Annotated in this window: 20 protein-coding genes and 2 tRNA genes; 14 read left to right on the forward strand and 8 right to left on the reverse strand. The window is 66.0% G+C overall.

What is annotated here, in order from left to right; all coding sequences use genetic code 11:
- Positions 1–258: 258 nt before the first annotated feature.
- From AB3X86_RS06840 to AB3X86_RS06860, 5 genes are all read left to right on the forward strand, one after another.
- Positions 259–3480: a ribonuclease E/G gene (locus tag AB3X86_RS06840; protein WP_368595357.1), complete on the forward strand. Its 3222-nt coding sequence runs from the start codon at positions 259–261 to the stop codon at positions 3478–3480.
- A 195-nt stretch (positions 3481–3675) separates the two neighbouring features.
- Positions 3676–4785, forward strand: a complete 1110-nt coding sequence (gene moaA, locus AB3X86_RS06845; RefSeq protein ID WP_368595358.1) for a GTP 3',8-cyclase MoaA — start codon at positions 3676–3678, stop codon at positions 4783–4785.
- 11 nt (positions 4786–4796) lie between these two features.
- Positions 4797–5423, forward strand: coding sequence for a molybdenum cofactor guanylyltransferase MobA (gene mobA, locus AB3X86_RS06850; protein ID WP_368595359.1), 627 nt, complete (start codon positions 4797–4799; stop codon positions 5421–5423).
- 61 nt (positions 5424–5484) lie between these two features.
- Positions 5485–6801, forward strand: a complete 1317-nt coding sequence (glp, locus tag AB3X86_RS06855) for a gephyrin-like molybdotransferase Glp (protein WP_368595360.1) — start codon at positions 5485–5487, stop codon at positions 6799–6801.
- Positions 6802–6903: 102 nt separating this feature from the next.
- Complete coding sequence (locus AB3X86_RS06860; RefSeq protein WP_008923126.1) at positions 6904–7179, forward strand: hypothetical protein; 276 nt, start codon at positions 6904–6906, stop codon at positions 7177–7179.
- Positions 7180–7235: 56 nt separating this feature from the next.
- Here the strand turns inward: AB3X86_RS06860 and AB3X86_RS06865 are convergent, their stop codons facing one another.
- From AB3X86_RS06865 to pncB, 5 genes are all read right to left on the reverse strand, one after another.
- A complete protein-coding gene (locus AB3X86_RS06865) occupies positions 7236–8684 on the reverse strand; it encodes a DNA recombination protein RmuC (RefSeq protein ID WP_368595361.1) in 1449 nt (482 codons plus the stop codon).
- Positions 8681–9670: a D-glycerate dehydrogenase gene (locus AB3X86_RS06870; protein ID WP_176124186.1), complete on the reverse strand. Its 990-nt coding sequence runs from the start codon at positions 9668–9670 to the stop codon at positions 8681–8683. The genes AB3X86_RS06865 and AB3X86_RS06870 overlap by 4 nt, the downstream gene beginning before the upstream one ends.
- Positions 9671–9718: 48 nt before the next feature.
- Positions 9719–11107: a sodium:proton antiporter gene (locus AB3X86_RS06875; protein ID WP_368595413.1), complete on the reverse strand. Its 1389-nt coding sequence runs from the start codon at positions 11105–11107 to the stop codon at positions 9719–9721.
- Between the two features lie 139 nt (positions 11108–11246).
- A complete protein-coding gene (locus AB3X86_RS06880) occupies positions 11247–11909 on the reverse strand; it encodes a lactate utilization protein C (protein ID WP_184226542.1) in 663 nt (220 codons plus the stop codon).
- Between the two features lie 188 nt (positions 11910–12097).
- Complete coding sequence (pncB, locus tag AB3X86_RS06885) at positions 12098–13294, reverse strand: nicotinate phosphoribosyltransferase (RefSeq protein WP_368595362.1); 1197 nt, start codon at positions 13292–13294, stop codon at positions 12098–12100.
- Between the two features lie 290 nt (positions 13295–13584).
- Here pncB and fdxA point away from each other — a divergent pair, with 290 nt between their 5' ends.
- The 8 genes from fdxA to AB3X86_RS06925 all read left to right on the forward strand — a co-directional run bounded on the left by fdxA (position 13585) and on the right by AB3X86_RS06925 (position 18168).
- Entirely contained in the window at positions 13585–13908 is a 324-nt protein-coding gene (gene fdxA / locus AB3X86_RS06890) for a ferredoxin FdxA (protein ID WP_176124190.1), read from the forward strand.
- 89 nt (positions 13909–13997) lie between these two features.
- Positions 13998–14073: transfer RNA gene (locus AB3X86_RS06895), tRNA-Asn, on the forward strand.
- Between the two features lie 61 nt (positions 14074–14134).
- Positions 14135–14210 (forward strand) — tRNA-Asn (locus AB3X86_RS06900).
- Between the two features lie 156 nt (positions 14211–14366).
- Positions 14367–14843 (forward strand): CreA family protein, encoded by a 477-nt coding sequence (locus AB3X86_RS06905; RefSeq protein WP_176105438.1) that lies wholly within the window; start codon positions 14367–14369, stop codon positions 14841–14843.
- Between the two features lie 118 nt (positions 14844–14961).
- The gene (locus AB3X86_RS06910) at positions 14962–15804 is read left to right on the forward strand and encodes an AraC family transcriptional regulator (protein WP_368595363.1); all 843 of its coding nucleotides are present in this window, start codon (positions 14962–14964) and stop codon (positions 15802–15804) included.
- 188 nt (positions 15805–15992) lie between these two features.
- Complete coding sequence (locus tag AB3X86_RS06915) at positions 15993–16754, forward strand: AzlC family ABC transporter permease (RefSeq protein ID WP_368595364.1); 762 nt, start codon at positions 15993–15995, stop codon at positions 16752–16754.
- Positions 16751–17074, forward strand: coding sequence for an AzlD domain-containing protein (locus AB3X86_RS06920; protein WP_176366113.1), 324 nt, complete (start codon positions 16751–16753; stop codon positions 17072–17074). The genes AB3X86_RS06915 and AB3X86_RS06920 overlap by 4 nt, the downstream gene beginning before the upstream one ends.
- Positions 17075–17400: 326 nt before the next feature.
- Complete coding sequence (locus AB3X86_RS06925; protein ID WP_368595365.1) at positions 17401–18168, forward strand: DUF4088 family protein; 768 nt, start codon at positions 17401–17403, stop codon at positions 18166–18168.
- Positions 18169–18198: 30 nt separating this feature from the next.
- Here the strand turns inward: AB3X86_RS06925 and AB3X86_RS06930 are convergent, their stop codons facing one another.
- The 3 genes from AB3X86_RS06930 to AB3X86_RS06940 all read right to left on the reverse strand — a co-directional run bounded on the left by AB3X86_RS06930 (position 18199) and on the right by AB3X86_RS06940 (position 21333).
- Complete coding sequence (locus AB3X86_RS06930) at positions 18199–20337, reverse strand: ATP-dependent helicase (protein ID WP_368595366.1); 2139 nt, start codon at positions 20335–20337, stop codon at positions 18199–18201.
- Between the two features lie 122 nt (positions 20338–20459).
- The gene (locus AB3X86_RS06935) at positions 20460–20723 is read right to left on the reverse strand and encodes a hypothetical protein (protein WP_368595367.1); all 264 of its coding nucleotides are present in this window, start codon (positions 20721–20723) and stop codon (positions 20460–20462) included.
- A 91-nt stretch (positions 20724–20814) separates the two neighbouring features.
- Positions 20815–21333, reverse strand: a complete 519-nt coding sequence (locus AB3X86_RS06940) for a hypothetical protein (protein WP_368595368.1) — start codon at positions 21331–21333, stop codon at positions 20815–20817.
- A gap of 356 nt (positions 21334–21689) precedes the next feature.
- Between AB3X86_RS06940 and AB3X86_RS06945 the strand changes: the two genes are divergently transcribed.
- A complete protein-coding gene (locus AB3X86_RS06945) occupies positions 21690–21908 on the forward strand; it encodes an RNA-binding S4 domain-containing protein (protein ID WP_013090085.1) in 219 nt (72 codons plus the stop codon).
- Positions 21909–21936: the final 28 nt, after the last annotated feature.

A 21936-nucleotide genomic window follows, 5' to 3' on the forward strand; every position in this document is an offset into this window, starting at 1 on the left:
TTCACAGGACGAAGACTTATGAAGGTCTGCTGGCTAAACGCGGCGTGTCAGGCCATGATTTGAAGCCGTGTTCGCATGTGCCCTGCGGCACCGTGCCCATCTTTCCATCGGGCCGGGCCCTCTCAGGCAATTCTCCCGCCATCTTTCCCGCTCCAGCGTGCTTGTGAAAACACAATAAGACGCGGCACGCCTGCCCTTTACGCTCTCGCGACTGACAACCGCGCAGCTGGGCCGGCGAGGCCGCTCTGGAGCCGTTCAATGAAACGAATGTTGTTCAATGCGACGCAGCAGGAAGAACTGCGCGTCGCCATCGTCGATGGGCAAAAACTCATCGACATTGACATCGAAACCGCCGGGCGCGAACAGCGCAAAGGCAATATTTACAAGGGCATCATCACGCGCATCGAGCCGTCGCTCGAGGCCTGCTTCGTCAACTACGGCGAAGACCGCCACGGCTTCCTGCCGTTCAAGGAAGTCGCCCGGCAGTACTTCCGCGATGGCGTCGACATGCGTTCTGCACGCATCCAGGACGCGCTGAAGGAAGGTCAGGAACTGATCGTCCAGGTCGAAAAAGAAGAACGCGGCAACAAGGGCGCGGCCCTGACCACGTTCATCTCGCTCGCCGGCCGCTATCTGGTCCTGATGCCGAATAACCCGCGTGGCGGCGGCGTGTCGCGCCGGATCGAAGGCGACGACCGTCAGGAACTGCGCGAAACCATGGCGCAGCTGCAACTGCCGGAAGGCATGAGCATCATCGCGCGCACGGCCGGCATCGGCCGCAGCGCCGAAGAGCTGCAATGGGACCTGAACTACCTGATGCAGCTATGGCGCGCGATCGAAGCCGCGTCGCAAAGCGGCACGGCCGGCCAGCCGATGCTGATCTATCTCGAATCGAGCCTCGTGATCCGCGCGATTCGCGACTACTTCCAGCCCGATATCGGCGAAATCCTGATCGACACGACCGAAATCCATGACCAGGCACGCGCCTTCATGGACATCGTGATGCCGGATAATGTCAGCAAGGTGAAGCGGTATCACGACGACGTGCCGCTGTTCTCGCGTTTCCAGATCGAGCACCAGATCGAAACCGCGTACTCGCGCACCGTACCGCTGCCGTCGGGCGGCGCGATCGTCATCGACCACACCGAAGCGCTCGTCGCGATCGACGTGAACTCGGCGCGCGCCACCAAGGGCGCCGACATCGAGGAAACGGCCGCGCGCACCAACCTCGAAGCCGCCGACGAAGTCGCCCGCCAGTTGCGTCTGCGCGACCTGGGCGGGCTGATCGTGATCGACTTCATCGACATGGAATCGGCCAAGAGCCAGCGCGAAGTCGAGCAGCGTCTTAAAGACGCGCTGAAGCACGACCGCGCCCGCGTCCAGATGGGCAAGATTTCGCGCTTCGGCCTGATGGAGCTGTCGCGCCAGCGTCTGCGTCCGGCGCTGTCGGAAGGCAGTCACGTCACGTGTCCGCGTTGCAACGGCACGGGTCACATCCGCGATACCGAATCGTCCGCGCTGCAAGTGCTGCGGATCATTCAGGAAGAAGCGATGAAGGAAAACACCGCGGCGATCCACTGCCAGGTGCCGGTCGAAGTGACCGCCTTCCTGTTGAACGAGAAGCGCGCCGAAATCAACAAGATCGAGTCGCGTTTCAAGGTCAACGTCGTGCTGATCCCCAACAAGCACCTCGATACGCCGCACTACAAGCTCGAGCGTCTGCGTCACGACGACGCGCGCCTCGACGATCCGCGCGCATCGTGGAAGATGGCCGAAGAAGCAGCCCGCGAGCTCGAATCGGAAACCGGCTACAGCAAGCGCACCGAGGAAGTGAAGCCGAAGCAGGAAGCGGCGGTCAAGGGCATCACGCCCGAGAAGCCGGCTCCGAGCGCGCCGGTCCGCCCGGCGGCTACCCCCGCTCCGGTCGCGGTGACGCCGGCCAGCGGCGGCTTCATCGGCTGGCTGAAGAATCTGTTCGGCATGCAGCCGGCCGCTCCGGCACCTGCCGCACCGGCCACGACCGACAAGCAAGCCCGTCCGCAACGCGGCGAACGCGCCGAGCGCGGTGAGCGCACCGGCGAGCGCGGCGGCGATCGCAACCGCAATCGCCGTGGCGGCGCAGGCGGCCGCGACGCGGCAGCGCGTGGCGAAGGCGTCACCGGCGGCCGTCAGGCGCAAGCTCAGCAGCCGTCGCAGCGTCGCGAGGAACGCGAAGGCCGCGAGGCACGCGAGGGCCGTGAGCCGCGCGCGCCGCGTGAGCAACGCGAACCGCGTGAGGCTCGTGAAGGCCGCGAACCGCGTGAGGCTCGCGAGCCGCGTGAAGCACGCGAACGCGAGACCCGCGGCGCCGAGCGCGCGGAAGCAGTCGAAGGCACGGCACGCGCCGAACGTCAGGAACGCGGTGAGCGCCGCGAGCGTGGCGAACGCGCTGAACGCGTCGAGCGTGGCGAGCGTCGCAAGCCGCAGGCGGAAGCCGCCGCGGCGCTGACGCAAACCGACACGCAAGCCGCCGACGAACTCGCCCGCAACCGCGCCGCAGCCGGTGAAAACGGCGTGCCGGTCGATCAGGAAGCGGTCGCACGGGACGGTGAAGAGCGTCGTCGTCGCCGTCGCGGCCGTCGTGGTGGTCGTCGCGAGCGTGAAGAGGACGTGAATGGCAACCTCGCGGCGGACGTCGCGGAAGCGGAAGGTGACAACGTTGCCGCCAGCGACGAAGCGCCGGTGCGTATCGAGCAGCCTGTCGAGCACACGCGTGCGGCCAGCGAAGCGAAGGACGTGACCCCGGTCGAAGTGGTGGTCGCCGCTGTCGCAACGCAAAGCGCCGTCGTGACCGAACTGCATGCGGCAGCCGAAACGCCGGCTCTCGCCGCGGAACATGCCGCGAAGACCGAAAAGGTCGTGCCAGTCGAGCAAGCTCCGGTGGCGGCCCAACCGGCTATCGAAACGCCGGCGCAAGCAGAGCAAGCCGCGCCGGCTGCGAGCGAACCGGTCGCGCCGGTTGCTCCGGTCGAACCTGCCGCGCATGCCGAATCGCCGGCAGTCGAGCCGGCGCTGGAAGTGCAGCCGACCGTCCCGACCGAACCGCAAGCCACCCCGGCTGCGCTCGACACCGCGGCTCCGGCCACGATCGTCGAGGCACCGGCAGCCGTGCCGGCGCCGCAGGCCGAGATCGTCGAGCCGCAACCGGTCGTCGCACCGGAACCGGCCGTGGCCGCCGAACCGGCGCCCGTCGCCGCGGCCGCGCAGCCGGCTCCCATGCACAGCGCAGCGCCCGCCGCCGCATCGGCCGATGCATTGCAGCCGATCCTCGAGCAAGCTGGCCTGATCTGGGTGAACACCGACGCCGACAAACTGCGTGCCGCGCAGGAAGCGGCGGCGCAGACGGTCAAGCCGCCGCGTGTGGTCCGTGAGCGCAAGGCGCTGCCGCCGGTCGACAACACGCCGATGCAACAGGTCGAAACGATCAAGCATTCGCAGTAAGCCGCGTCGTTGCACTTGAAAAAAGCCCGCCCTTCCCGGCGGGCTTTTTTTTGGGGCGGTGACCCATCCTGGTCGTGAGCCGCGCCACTTCCCTCCCCGTAAACCCCCACAACGCGCGCCGCCCGCCTGCCACCACGGGCATTTCCGATAGAATTAATCATCCGCCGTCCGATAAAGCCTCTGACGAAGCACTTCATGTCACGACGCATCATCCCTGTTGCCGATCTCAGCGCGGCGCCGGTCATCACCGGCCCAGAGCAGACGCCTAGCGGCGCGCTGCACGATGCGCTCGCACGTCCGCTGCACGATCTGCGCATCTCGGTGACGGACCGCTGCAACTTCCGTTGCGTCTACTGCATGCCGCGCGCGGTGTTCGACAAGGACTATGCGTTTTTGCCGCACAGCGCGCTGTTGAGCTTTGAGGAGATCGAGCGGCTCGCGCAGCTGTTCGTCGCGCATGGCGTCGAGAAAATTCGCCTGACGGGCGGCGAGCCGCTGCTGCGCAAGAACCTCGAATTCCTGATCGACCGGCTCGCCCGCTTGACCACCCCCGCCGGCCGTCCACTCGATCTCACGCTGACCACCAACGGCTCGTTGCTGGCGCGCAAAGCGCGCAGCCTGAAGGACGCCGGCCTCACGCGCGTGACCGTCAGCCTCGACGCGCTCGACGACGCACTGTTTCGCCGCATGAACGACGCCGACTTCGCGGTCGCCGACGTGCTCGACGGCATCGCCGCCGCTCAGGAGGTCGGGCTCGCGCCGATCAAAGTGAACATGGTCGTCAAACGCGGTACCAACGACGGCGAAATCGTCCCGATGGCGCGTCATTTCAGAGGCACGGGCACGGTGCTGCGCTTCATCGAGTACATGGACGTCGGCACCTCGAACGGCTGGAACATGACCGAAGTGCTGCCTTCCGCCGACGTCGTCACGCGCATCGCCGAGCATTTCCCGCTCGTTCCGCTCGAAGCGCACAGCGCCGCCGAAACCGCGCAACGCTGGGGCTATGTCGACGGCGGCGGCGAGATCGGCGTCATTTCGAGCGTGACCCGCGCGTTCTGCGGCAATTGCACCCGCGCGCGTTTGTCGACCGAGGGCAAGCTGTACCTGTGCCTGTTCGCATCGGGCGGGCATGACCTGCGCGCGCTGTTGCGCGGCGGTGCGAGCGATGCCGAGATCGCCACCGCCATCGCCGAAATCTGGCAGGGCCGCAGTGACCGCTACTCGCAGCTGCGCGGCAGTCAGCCCGCCGATTCGAGCGAGCCGGCCGGGCGTCGCGTCGAAATGTCCTACATCGGCGGCTGAGCGGCCGGCGCATGTCCATCCCCCGCGAACAGATCACCGGCCTCGTGCTTGCGGGCGGGCGCGGCACGCGCATGGGCGGCGTCGACAAGGGGCTGCAACCGCTGCACGGCGAAGCGCTCGCCGCTCACGTGCTCCGACGTCTCGCGCCGCAGACCGGCCCGCTGATGATCAGCGCGAACCGCCATGCCGACATCTATGCCGCGCTCGGCGCGCCGTATCGCGCGACGGTCGTCGCTGATACGCTCCCCGACTTTCCCGGCCCGCTCGCCGGCATGCTCGCCGGACTGCGTGCCGCCGGCACTGCCTACCTGCTTAGTGTGCCCTGCGATTCGCCATGGCTGCCAGCCGACCTCGCCGCGCGCCTCGCTGATGCGCTCGACGCAAACCACGCCGATATCGTGACCGTCACCACCATCGACATCCGTGGCGAGACTGCGCTGCACCCGGTGTTCGCGCTGATGCGCACCGCCGTGACGGACGACCTGGCCACGTTTCTGGCCGCCGGGGAACGCAAGGTCCGCGCGTGGTACGCGCGCCACAAGACGGTCGAAGTCGTCTTTGCCGACGAGCGCGCGTTCTACAATGCCAACTCGTTACAAGAACTCGCCGACCTCGAACGTAATCGAGGCCCCGGCTGACATCCGCTCCGGCCGCACGGCAATAGCCGCGCCCGTCTCCGGTCGCGACGCCCAGCCATTCATGACCACGCTCAACAACTTTTCACGCTGCGTCGCGCAGTACGATCCTCATGCGCTACCCGTCCCGGCCGCTCAGGCGATCGTCCGGCAGTGGGCGACGCCCGTGGCGGCCGTCGAGCGCGTGGCATTGCGCGACGCGCTCGAGCGCGTGCTCGCCGCCGACATCGTGTCGCCGATCGACGTACCCGCGCACGACAACTCCGCGATGGACGGCTACGCGTTCAATCACGCGGCGCTCGCGGCCGCTACGCGAGGCGGCGCGGACAGCGTCGAGCTGACGGTCGCCGGCAAGGCGCTCGCGGGCCATCCGTTCACGGGCCGCGTCGCAGCGAACCAGTGCGTGCGCGTGATGACGGGCGCCTGCATGCCCTCCGGCTGCGACACCGTCGTGCCGCAAGAGCGCGTCGAGCGCGATAGCGCGGATTCCCCTTCGATCCGCTTCGCGGCCAGCGCGCTCTCGGCGGGCGCGAACCGCCGTCGCGCCGGCGAAGATCTCGCGCGTGGCCACGTCGCGCTGCATGCCGGGCGCATCGTGCGCGCGTCGGACCTCGGCCTGCTGGCGTCGCTCGGCATCGGCGAAGTCAGCGTGCGGCGGCGTCTGCGGGTTGCGTTCTTTTCGACTGGCGACGAGCTGCGCTCGCTCGGCGAGCCGCTCGACGCCGGCTCGGTCTACGACAGCAACCGCTACACGCTGTTTGCGATGCTGCGGCGTCTGAACGTCGACGCGCTCGATCTCGGCGTCGTGCGTGACGAGCCGGCCGCGCTCGAAACCGCGCTGCGCAGCGCCGCGGCCAATGCCGACGTGGTGCTGACTTCGGGCGGCGTGTCGGTCGGCGAAGCGGACTTCACGAAGCAACTGCTGCAGACTTTCGGCGACGTCGCCTTCTGGAGTCTCGCGATGCGCCCCGGCCGGCCGCTCGCGTTCGGCCGCCTGTGGTCCGGTGCACAGCCGGGGCTCGGCAAACCTGCGCTATTCTTCGGCCTGCCCGGCAATCCGGTCGCCGTGATGGTGACGTTCTATCAGATCGTGCGCGAAGCGCTGCTGCTGATGGCCGGCGCGACGCCGCGGCCGTTGCCGGTGATTCACGCGACGAGCCGCGTGGCGCTGGACAAGCGCGCGGGCCGCACCGAATTCCAGCGCGGCATCGCCGAACAGGACGCGCACGGACACTGGCACGTGAGCCCGACCGGTTCGCAAAGCTCCGGCGTGCTGAGCTCGATGAGCGAAGCGAACTGCTTCATCGTGCTCGGCCACGACGAGGGCGAAATCGACGTCGGCGATCGCGTGTCGATCATGCTGTTCGACGGTCTCATCTGACGTTCCAGGCGACGCATCGATCGCACGACATCGGCACTACCTCAGCACCTGATCCGCACTCCACCCACTACCACTACTAAGACACACTGGGGTTTGACTTACATGAAAAAACAGATCTCGTTCATCGCACCAGGACAGACGGCCAAAGCGCTGATCCTCGTGTATCTGACATTCTCGGTGCCGATCGTGCTGCTCGGCGTGGTGGTGGCGTTCGTGCGCTATGGCTCGGTGGAGCTGAGCACCGTGTTCAGCGCGCTGCTGTTGAACGCGATCCTCGGCTTCGTCCTGTTGTGGATCGCGTGCCACGCCTACAACTGGGTCGCGTCGCGCTTCGGTGGTATCGAAATCCATCTGGCCGACGCACCGGAAGAAGCGTGACGGGCGATGCGCAGGAGCGGCTAGCTGAAAGAGCCTGAATTCCAGCGCCTCGCCCCTCATTGCTCATCGGGTTCCACACCCGACAGCGCATCGCCGAGCAGCCCACTCGCCTCCTCGCCCGGCAACGCTTCGACGTCGCGCAGCTTGCGGTTCATCATGCGCGTGCGCGTTTCGGCGGCCTCGATCGAACGTGTGACGGTTTCGAGCTGCGCCTTAGTCTTCGCGAGCACGTCGCCGAATTTGCCGAACTCCGTTTTCACCGCGCCGAGCACCTGCCACACCTCGCTCGAACGCTTTTCGATCGCGAGCGTGCGGAAACCCATCTGCAGACTATTGAGCAACGCGGTCAGCGTGGTCGGCCCCGCAATCGTCACGCGATAGTCGCGCTGCAGCAGATCCGAGAGCCCCGGCCGGCGCAACACTTCCGCGTACAGGCCTTCGGTCGGCAAAAACAGCAGCGCGAAGTCCGTCGTATGCGGCGGCGCCACGTACTTCTCCGCGATGGTGCGCGCCTCCGCGCGAATCCGCACTTCAAGCGCGCGCGATGCTTCCTCGACCGCGACCGGATCGGCGCGCTCCTGCGCCTCGATCAGCCGCTCGTAGTCCTCGCGCGGGAATTTGGCGTCGATCGGCAGCCATACCGGCGTATTCGCGCCGCCCGGTTCCGGGCGCCCCGGCAGCCGAATCGCGAACTCCACGCGATCGGCGCTCTTCGGCACCGTCGCGACGTTCTTCGCGTATTGATCGGCGGTCAGCAGTTGTTCGAGCAAGGCTTCGAGCTGCACTTCGCCCCACGTGCCGCGCGTCTTCACGTTGGTCAGCACGCGCTTCAGATCGCCGACGCCGGCCGCCAGCGTCTGCATTTCGCCGAGCCCGCGATGCACCTGTTCGAGCCGGTCGGACACGAGCTTGAACGATTCGCCGAGCCGCTGTTCCAGTGTGGCGTGCAGTTTTTCGTCGACGGTGCGGCGCATCTCCTCGAGCCGCGTCGCGTTGTTCGCCTCGATGTCCTTCAGACGCTGCTCGATCGTCGCGCGCACTTCGGCGAAGCGCCGGTCGTTCGCCTCGATAAGTTGCCCGAGCTGCAGGCTCAGCGTGTCGCCGAACTGCTTGAGCGAGCGGCCCTGCTCGTCGCGCGCCTGCTGCGCCTGCGCCTGCAGGCTGTGACGCACGGCGTCCAGTTGCTGCGCAAAGCCGTCGATCTTGCCGCCCTGCACCGTCGTCATGCTGCCGAACTGCGCGGCGAGGGTTTGCTGAAACTGCGCGAAGCCGCCGCTTTGCTCGGTGCGCGATACACGGGCGGTCTCGGCGATGTCGTTGCGCAGTTGCCGCTCGAGCCGCTCGGCGGTATGCACCTGGGCGTCGACGACGGCATCGACGCGTTCGTTGAGCATCTCGAACTGCTCGTGCTGCTCCGTGCGGTCATGACCGCGCACCAGTAAGGCCAATGCGATCGCGAGGGCGACCGCCAGCACCGCGACGGCCGCCACCAGAATCATCGTCATGAACGCGCCTTGCCGATCACGTCGGGGTTGATCGGATTCGGCGGCTGACCGGCGCGCGGTCCTGCGCCGAGCCCGGCGATCAGATTGTCCGCGGCGAGGTTCGCCATCGCACGGCGCGTGGTTTCGGTCGCGCTCGCGATGTGCGGCGTCAGCACCACGTTCGGCACGCTGAGCAGCGCCGGATTCAGATTCGGTTCGCCCTCGAACACGTCGAGACCGGCCGCCGCGATGCGCCTGTCGCGCAGCGCGTCGGCCAATGCCGCATCGTCGACGATGCCGCCGCGCGCGATGTTCGTCAGCGTCGCGCTCGGCTTCATCAGCGCGAGTTCGGCCGCGCCGATCGTGTGGTGGTTGTCCTTCGTGTACGGCAGCACCAGCACGACGTGGTCGGCCCGCCGCAGCAGATCCTCTTTCGACACGTATTCCGCGTTCAGCTCGGCCTCGATTTGCGGCGCGACGCGCGAGCGGTTGTGATAGATGACTCGCATGTTGAAGCCCTGCGCGCGACGCGCGAGCGCCTGGCCGATGCGACCCATGCCGATCACACCGAGCGTCGAGCCGTACAGGTCGCTGCCGAGGAAGCCGTCGTAGCTCCACTTCTGCCAGAGCCCCGCGCGCAGCCAGTGCTCCGATTCGGCGATGCGGCGCGCGGCGGCCATCATCAGCGCCCAGCCGAAGTCGGCGGTCGATTCGTTCAGCACGTCTGGCGTGTTGGTGCCGAGCACGTTCGCCGCGTTAAACGCGGCCATGTCGAAGTTGTTGTAGCCGACTGCCATGTTCGACACGACGCGCAAACGCGGCGCCGCGGCGAGCACGGCCGCATCGATCATCTCGCCGGCCGTCAGCGCGCCGTCCTTGTCCGCGAGCCGGCGCTTCAGCTCGTCGGCGGGCAACACGTCGCCCTCGTTCCAGTCGACGTCGAAGTATTGTTTGAGCCGGTCGATCACATCGGGAAAGATCGAACGGGCAACGAGGATTTTCTGCATTGCAAGTCTCCGTATCGCACGTCGAGGGATTGCCTCGGCGTTGCAGAGTCAGCGTCCAAAAAAGAGCCAGCCGGTGAGCGCAAACAACGGCAGCAACATCGCGCCGGACCAGCCCATATACGCGAAAAAGCTCGGCATGCGCACGCCGCGCGATTGCGCCATCGCCTTCACCATGAAGTTCGGCGCGTTGCCAATATAGGTGTTCGCACCCATGAACACGGCACCGGCCGAAATCGCCGCGAGCGTGGTTGCTCCGGTGGTCATCAACGTCTGCGCGTCGCCGCCGGCCAAATTGAAGAACACGAGATAGGTCGGCGCGTTGTCGAGAAACGAAGATAGCAGGCCGGTCGCCCAGAAGTACATGATGTCGCGCGGCTCGCCCGACGGATCGTTGACCAGATGGACGATGCCCGCGAACGCGCCGGCTTCTCCCGCGCGCAGGATCATGATGACCGGCACGATCGTCACGAAGATGCCGGCGAACAGTTTGGCGACTTCCTCGATCGGCGCCCAGTTGAAGTCATTGCCGACACGGGCAGCGCGCGGCGTCCACGCGAGCGACAGCAGCGTGACGACGATCAGCGCGGCATCACGCACGATGTTTTGCAACGCGACGTGGGTGCCCAGTACGCCGAATGTGATTTGCGGGCGCCACAGTCCGCTCATCAGCACGAGCGCGATCGCCGCGGCGAGCAGCACGAAATTGATCTTGCCGTCGATGCCGAGCGGCGCGCCGTCGGGCGTCGGATCGAGGAAGGCGGAACGCGCCTCCTCGCGCTGGTGAAAGTAGTACGAGTCGAGGGCATAGAAAGCGGCGAGCAGCATGCCGCTCACGAACAGCATCGGAGCCGCGAGATGCGTGGTGGTCCAGAAAAAACTCACGCCTTCGAGAAAGCCGAGGAAGAGCGGCGGATCGCCGAGCGGCGACAGCGCGCCCCCAATGTTCGCGACGAGGAAGATAAAGAACACGACCACGTGGGTCACATGCCGGCGATTGTCGTTGGCGCGCAGCAGCGGGCGGATCAGCAGCATTGCCGCGCCGGTCGTCCCCATCACGCTCGCGAGCAACGTGCCGAGCGCGAGAATCGCGGTGTTCAGGCGCGGCGTGCCGTGCAGATTGCCGCGCACGCAGATGCCGCCCGCGACGGTGTAGAGCGCGGTCAGCAGAATGATGAACGGGATGTACTCGTCGAGCATGGCATGCGCGAGCGCGCCTAGCGCGGCGGTCGTGCCGAAGCTCACGGCGAACGGCACGATGAACGCGAGCGCCCACGCCGCGGCGATCTTGCCAAAATGGTGATGCCAGAAGGCTGGCGCGATCAGCGGAAAGATCGCGATCGACAGCAGCACACCCGCGAAGGGCAAGCCCCACAGCGCCGACAAGCGCGCACCGTCGAGCGTCGCGGCCTGCACGGACGGCGCACACAGCGCGAGCATGGAGGCAACGGCGAGCCACAGGCCCGCGCGACCAGACAGCGAACTCATGCCGATACAGGACGCGCGACGGTTTGCCAACGCACGAACGACGGATACCGCGTGTGTCGCATATGCGTCAGCAAGCCGCCGCGCGACGCGTTCAAGCATCCTGCACGACGATCGCATGCACCCGGTAAGGGCCGTGCGCGCCCAACACGATGGTCTGCTCGATATCGCCGGTGCGCGACGGCCCCGATATGAAATTGACCGCGCGCGGCAGCTCACCGCGCTCCTTGCGAATCAGACCGAACGCCTCCTCATGACCCGCGACGATGCGCGACGCCGGTACGATCGCGATATGCGTCTCCGGAAGCAGCCCGGCCGACGCATACGTCTCGGGTCCGGAAAGCAACACGAGCGTGCCGGTCTCCGCGGTCGCGCAGAAGCAGCCGGTGAGGCCGACCACGTCGTTGTCTTGGGGTTTGCGAAATTCGACGGCGAGGCCGGCTTCGGCCCACGGCAGATCGCGCAGCGTTTGCCACGCGATGGCCTGCAACGGCAAACCGTGTTGCATCAGATAGCGATGCGCGGCGGCGGGCACATCGGCGAGGGTTTGAACGGTGTCGACGGTGGTCGCCATCTTCTGCGCTTCCTCGATGAACTGCGCGCGCAGATCGGCGGGGATGTCCGGACGCGGCCCGGCCGGATGACGCGCGAGATAGTCCGCCGCGGCTTCACGCTCGGCGGCGCTCGGCTCGGGCTCGCGCCCTTGCGCGGCGCGGATGCGCGCCAGGATGTTGCGGCGGGCAATCGATGTGTCCATGGGCGAAATCCTCGTGTCGACAGCCGTGCGATATGGCGAGGATTATACCGGTGGCCTTCCACGCAAACACCCTGGCCGAACGGCATATTGCCGGGCGTCGGGAGTGCGGCGACACTGTTCGCCGCACCACCCCGAACGCGAGCAGATCATGAACAGGTGATGAACCGAAAAGCAGGCCGCGAAGCGCGCTACTTGGCCGCCTCTTCTTCCGGCTGCGCGATGCCGAACACCTGGCGCAGATACGCGAGATACGCCTTGTCCTCGCACATGTTCTTGCCCGGCGAATCGGACAATTTCGCGACCGGCTGACCATTGCAGCGGACCATCTTGATCACGATCTGCAGCGGGTTGTAGCCGAGGTCGTTGGTCAGATTGGTGCCCACCCCGAACGCGAGCTTGCAGCGGCCGCGGAAGCGCTCGTAGAGCTGCAGCACCTTCGGGATGTCGAGTGCGTCGGAGAACACGAGGACCTTGGTGCGCGGGTCGCAGCGATTCGCCTCGTAGTGCTTGAGCAGGCGCTCGCCCCAGTCGAACGGATCGCCGGAATCGTGGCGAGCGCCGTCGAACAGCTTGCAGAAGTACATGTCGAAGTCGCGCAGGAACGCCTGCATGCCGTACACGTCGGAGAGCGCAATTCCGAGGTCGCCGCGATATTCCTTCGCCCACATCTCGAAACCGAAGGTCTGCGAGTCACGCAGCCGCGGACCGAGCGCCTGGCAAGCCTGCAGGTACTCGTGCGCCATCGTGCCGAGCGGCGTCAGGCTGTGCTTCATCGCGTAGAAGACGTTGCTCGTGCCGGCGAACTGCTCGCCGAGGCCCTCCTTCAGCGTGAGGATCACCTCCTCGTGCCATTGCTTCGAGAAGCGGCGGCGCGTGCCGTAATCGGCGATCTTGCAGTCGGCGTATTCGGGACGCGCGCCGAGCAGTTGGATCTTGTCGAGCAGACGGCCCCGGCCTACGTGATAGTCGGGCGTTTGCTGCGTGTTGCGGAAATAGACTTCGTTGACGATTGCGAGCACCGGGATTTCGAAGAGGATCGTATGCAGCCACGGCCCCTTGATGTCGATGTCGATTTCGCCATTGCCCTTCAGCGACGGCGTGATCGAAATGTACTTCTCGTTCAGATGGAACAGCGCGAGGAACTCGATGAAGTCGCCCTTGATGAAGCGCATGCGGCGCAGGTAGTCGAGCTCATCGTCGGTGAAACGCAGTTCGCAGAGCTTGCGCACTTCGTCGCGAATCTCGCCGATGTAGGGCACCAGATCGACGTTCGGCGTGCGGCAGCGGAAGCGGTACTCCGCGTTCGCGGCGGGGAAGTGATGCAACACCACCTGCATCATCGTGAACTTGTACAGATCGGTATCGAGCAGCGAAGTAATAATCATGATGGTACGAACTGGACCGCTGAAAAAACGAAACGGGCTCACGGCCCCGTTGCAACGGACGCGCTCAACAGAGCGGCGCGCCAACCTGACGCATGTTACCCGAATGCGTCCGCATCCATCGTGCCGCCGGCCTGCGCCGGCTGTCCGCGGCCGTTCGCGGCACCCCATAAACTAATCACAAAAACATATAAGACGCACAGGCCGATGTTTCATCTGCCTGTTGACGTTAAGTTACAATAACTCTTTTGGCGTCCGCGCCTTCCCTGATTCCGCATGCAGGAGCTGCCTGAATGACTCACGTTGTGACCGAAAGCTGCATCAAGTGCCGCTATACCGACTGCGTCGATGTGTGCCCGGTGGACTGCTTTCGCGAAGGTCCCAACTTCCTCGCGATCGACCCCGATGAATGCATCGACTGCGCCGTGTGCGTAGCCGAGTGCCCGGTGAACGCCATCTATGCCGAAGAAGACGTGCCTGGCGACCAGCAGGACTTCATCGCGCTGAACGCCGACCTGGCGAAAGCGTGGCCCAGCATCACGAAGACCAAGGCACCGCTGCCGGAAGCCGAGGAATTCAAGGACGTGAAGGATAAGCTCGCGTTGCTCGCGCGCTGAGCAGGAATTAATATGAAGATGAACGCAGAGGTATTGACAGGCGTTTAAGCCGCCTCTACAATTTCGCTTCTCTGCTGTTGTTGTTCTGTTCCTCGATAGCTCAGTCGGTAGAGCGCCGGACTGTTAATCCGTAGGTCCCTGGTTCGAGCCCAGGTCGAGGAGCCAAGAATTGCAAAAGCCCGTTAACCAAGACGGGTTTTTTATGTAGATCAAGTTGTACCGCTGTTCCTCGATAGCTCAGTCGGTAGAGCGCCGGACTGTTAATCCGTAGGTCCCTGGTTCGAGCCCAGGTCGAGGAGCCAAAAAATTGAAAGGCCCGCATCCGTGCGGGCCTTTTTGTTTTTGCGCCCCGATCGCCCACCTCACGCGCGCGGCACGCCGTTATACGATGGCGGCTTCACGGCGCACGTTTCACCCCTCTGGCGCCGGCTCACTCCAGACACTCAACCGGCACGCTCATGAAATCCACCTCGCTACACATCGCGCTCACGGCGATCGGCGCCCTGCTGCTTTCTTCGGCGCACGGCGAAGAAATCGCCAGCGTCAATACGAATTTTCACGTTACAGGCTCCGACCGCGTGGTCGTCGAAGCCTATGACGATCCCGTCGTGCAAGGCGTCACCTGCTACGTGTCGCGGGCGCGGACCGGCGGCGTCAAAGGCACGCTCGGCATCGCCGAAGATCCGACCGAGGCGTCGATCGCGTGTCGCCAGGTCGGGGAGCTGCATTTCACCGGCCCCATCAAGCAGAAGGACGACGTGTTCTCGGTCAGCATGTCGCTGATCTTCAAGTCGCTGCACGTGGTGCGGGTGGTCGACACGAAGCGCAACGCGCTGGTCTATCTGACCTACAGCGACCGTGTGGTCAGCGGCAGCGCGAAAAACAGCGTGAGCGCCGTGCCGATGCCGACCGGCACGACGATTCCGCTCAAGTAACGCAAGTACCGTCAATTGACGGCGCGAGCGGCACGCGGCGCGACGCAGCGCGCCTGCGCGCCCACTGCCGTCCCCGCCCACGACGCGTTAAACTGACCGGTCCAGCTGCACTTTCGTCATGACCGCCACCTCTCGTTTCCGCGATTCCGCCCGCTACTGGCGCACGCCGCTACTGCCCGGCGCGGATCTGCTTACCGCCGAATACCACGACCACGAGTTCGCGCCGCATTGGCACGACGCCTACACGATCCCGGTGATCGTCGCGGGTGCGGAGTGCTATCGGTATCGCGGCGAGAACCATGTCGCCGAAGCGGGCAGCGTGCCGATCATCAATCCGGGCGAGTTGCACACGGGGTCGAAGGCGGTCGAGGCGGGCTGGCGGTATCGCGTGATGTATGCGCCGGTCGAGTTCCTCCGCGCGCTTGCCGACGAGGTTGCCGGCAAGCCGCAGGCCTTGCCGTGGTTTGCGCCCGGCGTGATCCGCGATCCCGATCTCGCGATGCGGCTCGCGCACGCCCACCGTCTGCTCGAAGCCGGCGACGACGCGCTCACCGCCGAAGCCGCGATGCTCGACGCACTGTCCACCTTGCTGGTCCGCTATGCGCAGACGCGCCCCGCCTCCGCGCGCGTCGCGACCGACGACACTCGAGTCGCATTGATGCAGGAGCGGCTGACCGGTGACCTCGTCGAACCGGTGACGCTCGCCGAGGTCGCCAAGGCCGCGGGTCTGTCGCCGTTCCACGCGGCGCGGCTATTCACGCAATCGACCGGCCTGCCGCCTCATGCGTGGCGCAATCAGGTGCGCCTGCAGCGCGCGCTCGCGCCGTTGCGCGCCGGCGTCCCGGTGACCGACGTCGCCGCCGCATGTGGCTTCACCGATCAGAGCCATTTCACGCGGCATTTCCGGCGCATGTTCGGCGTGCCGCCGGGCCAATGGCAAGGAACGCAGCGCGGCTCGTAACGCGCGATGCGGCACCGCCGTCGCGTGCGCCGCACGCAGTGAGCATCGCGCCGCAATTCGCCTGTCTGCGCCAGCCCTTCATCAGCCATCCCCCGCTACGCCGTAGCCCCCGCCGGCAACCCGCCGCAAGAACGTACAAGTCCGAATGCCCGTCAGTCGCTATGCTTCCGAAATCAAGGAGGCTCAGATTGACCGATTCCACCCAAGGCCAGCCCACCCGCGGCAGCCATCTCAAAGAATGCGCCGCCGGCGCGCGCGACATCATCCCGATGATGGTCGGTGCCGCGCCGTTCGGCGTCATCTTCGGCACGCTCGTGACGTCCGGCCCGCTGCATCTGTGGCACGGCCAGTTGATGTCGCTCGTCGTCTTCGCGGGTTCCGCGCAGTTCATCGCGCTCGGGCTGATCGCCGGACATGCGAGCTTCGCCGTAATCTGGGCGACCACGCTCGTCGTCAATCTGCGTCACGTGCTGTATAGCGCCACGCTCGCGCCGCACGTCGCGCATCTGCCGAAGCGCTGGCGCTGGGCGCTCGGCGCGCTGCTCACCGACGAAGTCTTCGCGGTCGCGTGGGAGCACTACCGGCATCGCGAGCCGGGTACCGTCGGTCCGTACTACTTCTTTGGCGCCGGCGTCGCGATGTATCTGAACTGGCAGCTGTGGACCGTCGCCGGCCTGCTGTTCGGCGCGGCCTTCCCGGGCCTGCAGTCGCTCGGCCTCGACTTCGCGATGGTCGCGACGTTCATCGCGATCGTCGTGCCGCAACTGGTCGCGCTGCGCTATATCGCGGCGGCCGTCACCGCCGGCACGCTGGCGTTTTTCTGGCAAGCGTGGCCGTATAAGCTCGGCCTGCTCGGCGCGGTGTTCGCGGGAGTCGCGGTCGGCGTGCTGCTGTCGATGTCGCGTCTGAACCTGCGTGGCGCGCGCCGTCCGGTGGAGGCGACGCGATGAACTACGTCGTTCTGATCGTCGGCATGGCCGCGATTACGTGGTTGATCCGCGCGGCCGTGTTCGTGCTCGGCGAGCGCCTCGTGTTCCCGCCGCTGATGCGCACGGCGCTCAGCTTCGTGCCGGTCACCGTGCTGACCGCGATCATCGTCCCGATGGCCGTGTCGCCGCACGGCAACAACGCCGAGTTGACCTGGCGCAATCCGCAGCTGGTCGGCGCGCTCGCCGCGATCGTCGTCAGTGCCGTGACGCGCAGGCCGCTGCTGACGATCGCAATCGGTCTCGTCGTGTTCTTCGTATGGCAGTGCGTGGTGCTGAAGTAAGCGCGCCCTTTCTCCACGCTCATCGACTCGTCAGCGGTCCGTCGACACGTCGCGGACCGCGCCCCCCTCTCCCAGCGGCAGCGAGGCGCGCAAGCGCCCGAAGCACCCCTCCAAAGCCCGCAACCGTCGCCGGGCCGCCCTCAAGTTTCCCGCCACCCCGCCGATATGCAGTCGAGGTCCGCTCATCGGGAGTCGTCCCGTTGGTTACGCGGCAACAGCTTGAAATCGAGCGCGTCGGCAGCCGGCGTCGCGTCGCCTCGGTCCGGGAGTGACCGGGCGATCGTGCGACGGCGCGCCGCGCGCGGCCGCATTAAACGGGATAACACATGGGTCAAATCACCCTGAAACTGAAGGACGAAACCGTCGCTTCGCTGCGCAAAGACTTCGAGGCCTTTTTGCGGGTCTCGCTGAAGCTCGACCCGCAGTTCGCGACGCCGTCGTTCGAAGATTTCTTGCGCGCGAAGCTGCTCGACAACATGGTGCCGCTCACCGAGCACGCGGTGCAGCGGATGCTGCAAGGCGGCCAGTACGCGTGGGCCAAACGCACGCTCGACAAGGAGTTTCCCGACGTCGTGTCGATCCTGATGCGTCAGGCGAGCGAGTTCGGCTTCGGTTTCGCGGCGCGCTCGGAATGGACGCCCGAGGAGCTCACCAGGCAATGCCGCGACTGGGCCGCCGCGATCGTCAAGGAAGCGGAAGGCGACGCGACGCTGGTCGATCCGCTCGCCGCGCAGATCAAGAGCACGGTGCAGGACATCCAGGCGCTCGAGGAAGTGATGCAGACGCCGGCATGGCGGCTGGTCGAATCGCTGCGCCAGCGCGTCTACGAGGCGAAGATCGCGTGCGAGACGAGCGTCGGCAGCACCGCGCGCGAGAAGCTCGGCGAACTGCGTGGGCTGTTGCGGCTCGGCATTTCGCACGGCACGTTCCAGAAGCAGGAAGCGCAGCAGATCATGGAGTATCTGCGGCTTTTGAAGCCGGAGATTTTCGTCGAGGAGCCGTACGACGTGTTCTCGCGGCTCGCGGCATGGCTGCGCAATTTCTTCGTGCCGCCGCCTCCGGTCGCGCAGCAACAGCAGCGGCAGCCGCGTTGAGCTTCGACTGAACTGAGCGGCGCCGGCCGCTCAGTCCCACATCTTCCTGAGCTTCGCCGCGATCTCAATCCTGGCCTGCGCGGCCGCCGCGAGCCCCGCCGCGCTTGGCGCGCTCGCCACCGGCACGCGCGGCCATGCGTACGCGTCGAACAACGGCAGCATCGGCGTGGCGATGAAGCGCGTACGCGACGCCCACACATGGCGGTCGCCCAGATGGGTCTGGTTGTGCACGTAAAAGCGCTGTGGCACGACGATATGCAGGTCTTCCTTCGCGCGCGTCATCGCCACGTAGAGCAGGCGCCGCTCCTCGTCGATTTCCTCGTCGCTGCCGGTGCCCAGGTCGGACGGAATGCAGCCGTCGACGCCATTCAGCACGAACACGTTGCGCCACTCCTGGCCCTTCGCCGAATGGATCGTCGACAGGATCAGGTAATCCTCGTCGATCAGCGGCACGCCGGATTCGTCGCTGGTGGCGTCGGGCGGATCGAGCGTCAACTCGGTCAGGAAGCGCTCTCGCGACGGATAGGTACCCGCAATGCTTTCCATCTGCAGCAGGTCCGCGTGACGGATCGCGGCGTCCTCGTGATTGCGCTCCAGATGCGGTTCGTACCAGCGCCGCACCATCTCGAACTCGGCGGGCCACGGCGTTTGCCGGCCATACACGCTCGACATCAGCCTGACGAACGGATGCCAGTCTTCTTGCGCCCTTGCGGGCGCCGCAAACGCGGCCAGCACACCGCCCGCGGTCGCGACCGGATCGCCGCCATCCGCGCGCGCGACGATGTCGTCGAGCACCTTCGCCGCGGTGGCCGGACCGACGCCGGGCAGCAGCTGCACGACGCGAAAGCCGGCGACGCGGTCGCGCGGATTCTCGGCCCAGCGCAGCACCGCGAGCACGTCCTTCACGTGCACCGAGTCGAGAAATTTGAGCCCGCCGAATTTGACGAACGGGATGTTGCGGCGCGTGAGCTCGATCTCGAGCGCGGCGCTGTGATGCGCGGCACGGAACAGCACCGCCTGCGACTTCAGCTTGACGCCCTGCTCGCGGGCTTCGAGCACCTGCTCGACGACGTAGCGAGCTTGCGCGGCGTCATCGGCGACCGTGACGAGGCGCGGGCGCTGCGCCGACGCCTTGTCGGTCCACAGATTCTTCGTGTAGCGCTCGCTCGCGAGTTCGATCACCGCGTTCGACGCGGCGAGAATCGGCTCGGTGGAGCGATAGTTGCGCTCGAGCGTGACCTGCATCGCGGGCGGCTCGAATTGCGTGGGGAAATCGAGGATATTGCGCACGGTCGCGCCGCGAAACGAATAGATCGACTGCGCGTCGTCGCCGACCACGGTCAGGCCGCGGCCGTCCGGCTTCAGCGCGAGCAGGATCGACGCCTGCAGGCGGTTGGTGTCCTGGTATTCGTCGACCAGCACGTGGTCGAAGCGCGCCGACAGATCGGCCGCGATGCTGGGCTCGGCGGCCATGTGCGACCAGTAGAGCAGCAGATCGTCGTAGTCGAGCACGCTCTGCTTCTGTTTGGCGTCGACGTACGCGGCGAACAGCCTGCGCAGGTCGTCCTCCCACTCGCGACACCACGGAAACGCGCTGTCCAATACCTGTCCGAGCGATGCACCGGTGTTGACGACGCGCGAGTAGATCGCGAAGCAGGTGCCCTTCGCCGGAAAGCGCCGTTCTTTCGCGGACAGTCCGAGTTCGTGGCGCACGAGGTTCATCAGGTCGGCGGAGTCTTCGCGGTCGTTGATCGTGAACGCGGGCGCGAGGCCGATCAGATCCGCGTATTCGCGCAACAGCCGCGCGCCGACGCTGTGAAACGTGCCCGCCCACGTCAGCCCTTGCGCGAGCGCGGCGCGTGCACCGACGGTGGTCGCCGCGGCGCCGGTGATGCGTGTCACGCGGCGGGTCATTTCGAGCGCCGCGCGGCGCGAGAAGGTCAACAGCAGGATGCGCTGCGGATCGGCGCCCTTCACCACCAGATTAGCGACGCGATGCGCGAGCGTGTTGGTCTTGCCGGAGCCCGCGCCCGCGATCACGAGCAGCGCGCCGGGCAGCGCGTCTGGCGTGTCGGTCCCGTATTCGACGGCTTCGCGTTGAGCGTCGTTGAGCTTGGCGAGCCAGGCGGCGGTATCGAACGACGGAGCGGATTCGGCGACGGTGGACACTGAGCGGTTTTTGCGGGTTGGATGGATTTTCAGGATGCGACGCACACTGTATATCCATACAACCCAATGCGACAAGCGCCCCTTTTTTGGGGCGCCTGCCTGGCGGTCTACGCCGCGCGCTACTACTGCTTCTTCGCGTCCTTCACGCTGGCCTCAGCGGCGGCCTTGTCGGCATCGGCCTGCGCGTCGGTTTTGGTCTTGTCCGCTTTCGCCTGGGCGACCGCGGCTTTCTTGTCGGCCTTCGCCTGCTCTTTCGCGGCCTTCTTGTCAGCGTGCGTGGCGGGTGCCGAAGCCGGGTCGGCGGTCTGCGCGAGCACGGCCGATGACAGGCAAGCCGCGATCAGCGCGGCGTAAATGCGGGTTCGGCTGGAACGGTCGATGTTCATTTGGGTTCTCCCTGAGGCACAGCTTGCAAAGTGACAGACGCCCCCGGCGCGCGAGCCTCGCCGACCCACGCGCCGCGGCATCCAGCAGGGCTTAATGCTTGATGTCCGCGCCGTCGGTCTGCGCGGCAGCCTGCCCTTCCATCTCCATCTTCATTTCGTTGTTGGCGCTCTGTTTGTCCGCCTTCTGGTTCAGCTTCGCGCCGCGCACCTGCTCCTTGTACTGGTCCTTCGCGGCCTTCTGCTCAGCCTTCAGTTCCGCTTTCGAGGACTTCTTCGCCGCGCGATACTCGGCGTTGGCCTTCGCGTCGGCGTCGCGCTTCTGTACGAGCGGGTCGGTCGAGCCCAAAGCCGTCAGACGGCCCGGCGGCGGCGCGGCGACGCCTTGCGCGGCGGGCGCGCCCGGGACTTGCTGCATGCCTTGCGCCGACGGCTCGGCCTGCATGCCTTGGGCGCCGGCCGCGGACGGCGGCGCCATCTCGGCGGCCCCTTGGCTCTGGATCTGCGCCTGACCGCCGATGCCTGTTGCCGGCTGCGCGGTCTGCGCGACGGCGGCCGTCGCGGCAAAAGCGGTGAGGGCGGTACCGATCAGGAGCGTACGAATCTGGGTCATGGCTATCCTCTCTAGACTTAGTTGTGACACGGGCGGACTCTCTGGCGTCGTGATGACGGAATGGCTCACGCGCCCCGCCCGGTCTATGCGTCGCTGGATGGGTGGCCGGGGAGCGGTCCCGGAATACCAGCGGGCTTTGCTGCTGAGGTGGACTTTAGGAGTGAAATCCGTCCGGCGCGACCAGCGTTACGCAACGTTTCACTCTCCACAACTGAATAACATCTACTTTCATTTGCTTGCGCAATGGCTCGCTGGATGCATCCGACACAGGCGAGACGGCCCCGCGCCGACGCGCCGCCGTGCACTTGCTTTATGATGCGAACCCCCAACGCGACCCGTGCCCAAGGTGCAAAGTCATGCCCAATCTCAATTTCACGCTGACCGGCGAGTACGTCGAACTGCACAATCTGCTGAAGATCACGGGCCTCGCGGATAGCGGCGGTTCCGCGAAGATGATGGTCGCGGACGGCGCCGTGATGGTCGATGGCCGGGTCGAGACCCGCAAGACCTGCAAGATCCGCGCGGGCCAGGTCGTGTTGCTCGGCGACACGCGGATCGCGGTCCACGAAGGCTGACGCCACTCCGGAAATTCGCAGGACGCCG

The sequence above is a fragment of the Paraburkholderia sp. BR14374 genome (assembly GCF_040948685.1).
Classification (GTDB): domain Bacteria; phylum Pseudomonadota; class Gammaproteobacteria; order Burkholderiales; family Burkholderiaceae; genus Paraburkholderia; species Paraburkholderia youngii.

Bases quoted from the DNA above. Each gene is read 5' to 3' on its own strand.
- AB3X86_RS06910 (WP_368595363.1), top strand. From the start codon at position 14,962: ATGACCGCCACCTCTCGTTTCCGCGATTCCGCCCGCTACTGGCGCACG.
- AB3X86_RS06840 (WP_368595357.1), top strand. From the start codon at position 259: ATGAAACGAATGTTGTTCAATGCGACGCAGCAGGAAGAACTGCGCGTC.
- mobA (WP_368595359.1), top strand. From the start codon at position 4,797: ATGTCCATCCCCCGCGAACAGATCACCGGCCTCGTGCTTGCGGGCGGG.
- fdxA (WP_176124190.1), top strand. From the start codon at position 13,585: ATGACTCACGTTGTGACCGAAAGCTGCATCAAGTGCCGCTATACCGAC.
- pncB (WP_368595362.1), bottom strand. From the start codon at position 13,294: ATGATTATTACTTCGCTGCTCGATACCGATCTGTACAAGTTCACGATG.
- AB3X86_RS06880 (WP_184226542.1), bottom strand. From the start codon at position 11,909: ATGGACACATCGATTGCCCGCCGCAACATCCTGGCGCGCATCCGCGCC.
- AB3X86_RS06940 (WP_368595368.1), bottom strand. From the start codon at position 21,333: ATGACCCAGATTCGTACGCTCCTGATCGGTACCGCCCTCACCGCTTTT.
- AB3X86_RS06905 (WP_176105438.1), top strand. From the start codon at position 14,367: ATGAAATCCACCTCGCTACACATCGCGCTCACGGCGATCGGCGCCCTG.
- AB3X86_RS06870 (WP_176124186.1), bottom strand. From the start codon at position 9,670: ATGCAGAAAATCCTCGTTGCCCGTTCGATCTTTCCCGATGTGATCGAC.
- AB3X86_RS06920 (WP_176366113.1), top strand. From the start codon at position 16,751: ATGAACTACGTCGTTCTGATCGTCGGCATGGCCGCGATTACGTGGTTG.
- AB3X86_RS06875 (WP_368595413.1), bottom strand. From the start codon at position 11,107: ATGCTCGCGCTGTGTGCGCCGTCCGTGCAGGCCGCGACGCTCGACGGT.
- moaA (WP_368595358.1), top strand. From the start codon at position 3,676: ATGTCACGACGCATCATCCCTGTTGCCGATCTCAGCGCGGCGCCGGTC.
- AB3X86_RS06860 (WP_008923126.1), top strand. From the start codon at position 6,904: ATGAAAAAACAGATCTCGTTCATCGCACCAGGACAGACGGCCAAAGCG.
- AB3X86_RS06935 (WP_368595367.1), bottom strand. From the start codon at position 20,723: ATGAACATCGACCGTTCCAGCCGAACCCGCATTTACGCCGCGCTGATC.
- AB3X86_RS06865 (WP_368595361.1), bottom strand. From the start codon at position 8,684: ATGACGATGATTCTGGTGGCGGCCGTCGCGGTGCTGGCGGTCGCCCTC.
- AB3X86_RS06925 (WP_368595365.1), top strand. From the start codon at position 17,401: ATGGGTCAAATCACCCTGAAACTGAAGGACGAAACCGTCGCTTCGCTG.
- AB3X86_RS06945 (WP_013090085.1), top strand. From the start codon at position 21,690: ATGCCCAATCTCAATTTCACGCTGACCGGCGAGTACGTCGAACTGCAC.
- glp (WP_368595360.1), top strand. From the start codon at position 5,485: ATGACCACGCTCAACAACTTTTCACGCTGCGTCGCGCAGTACGATCCT.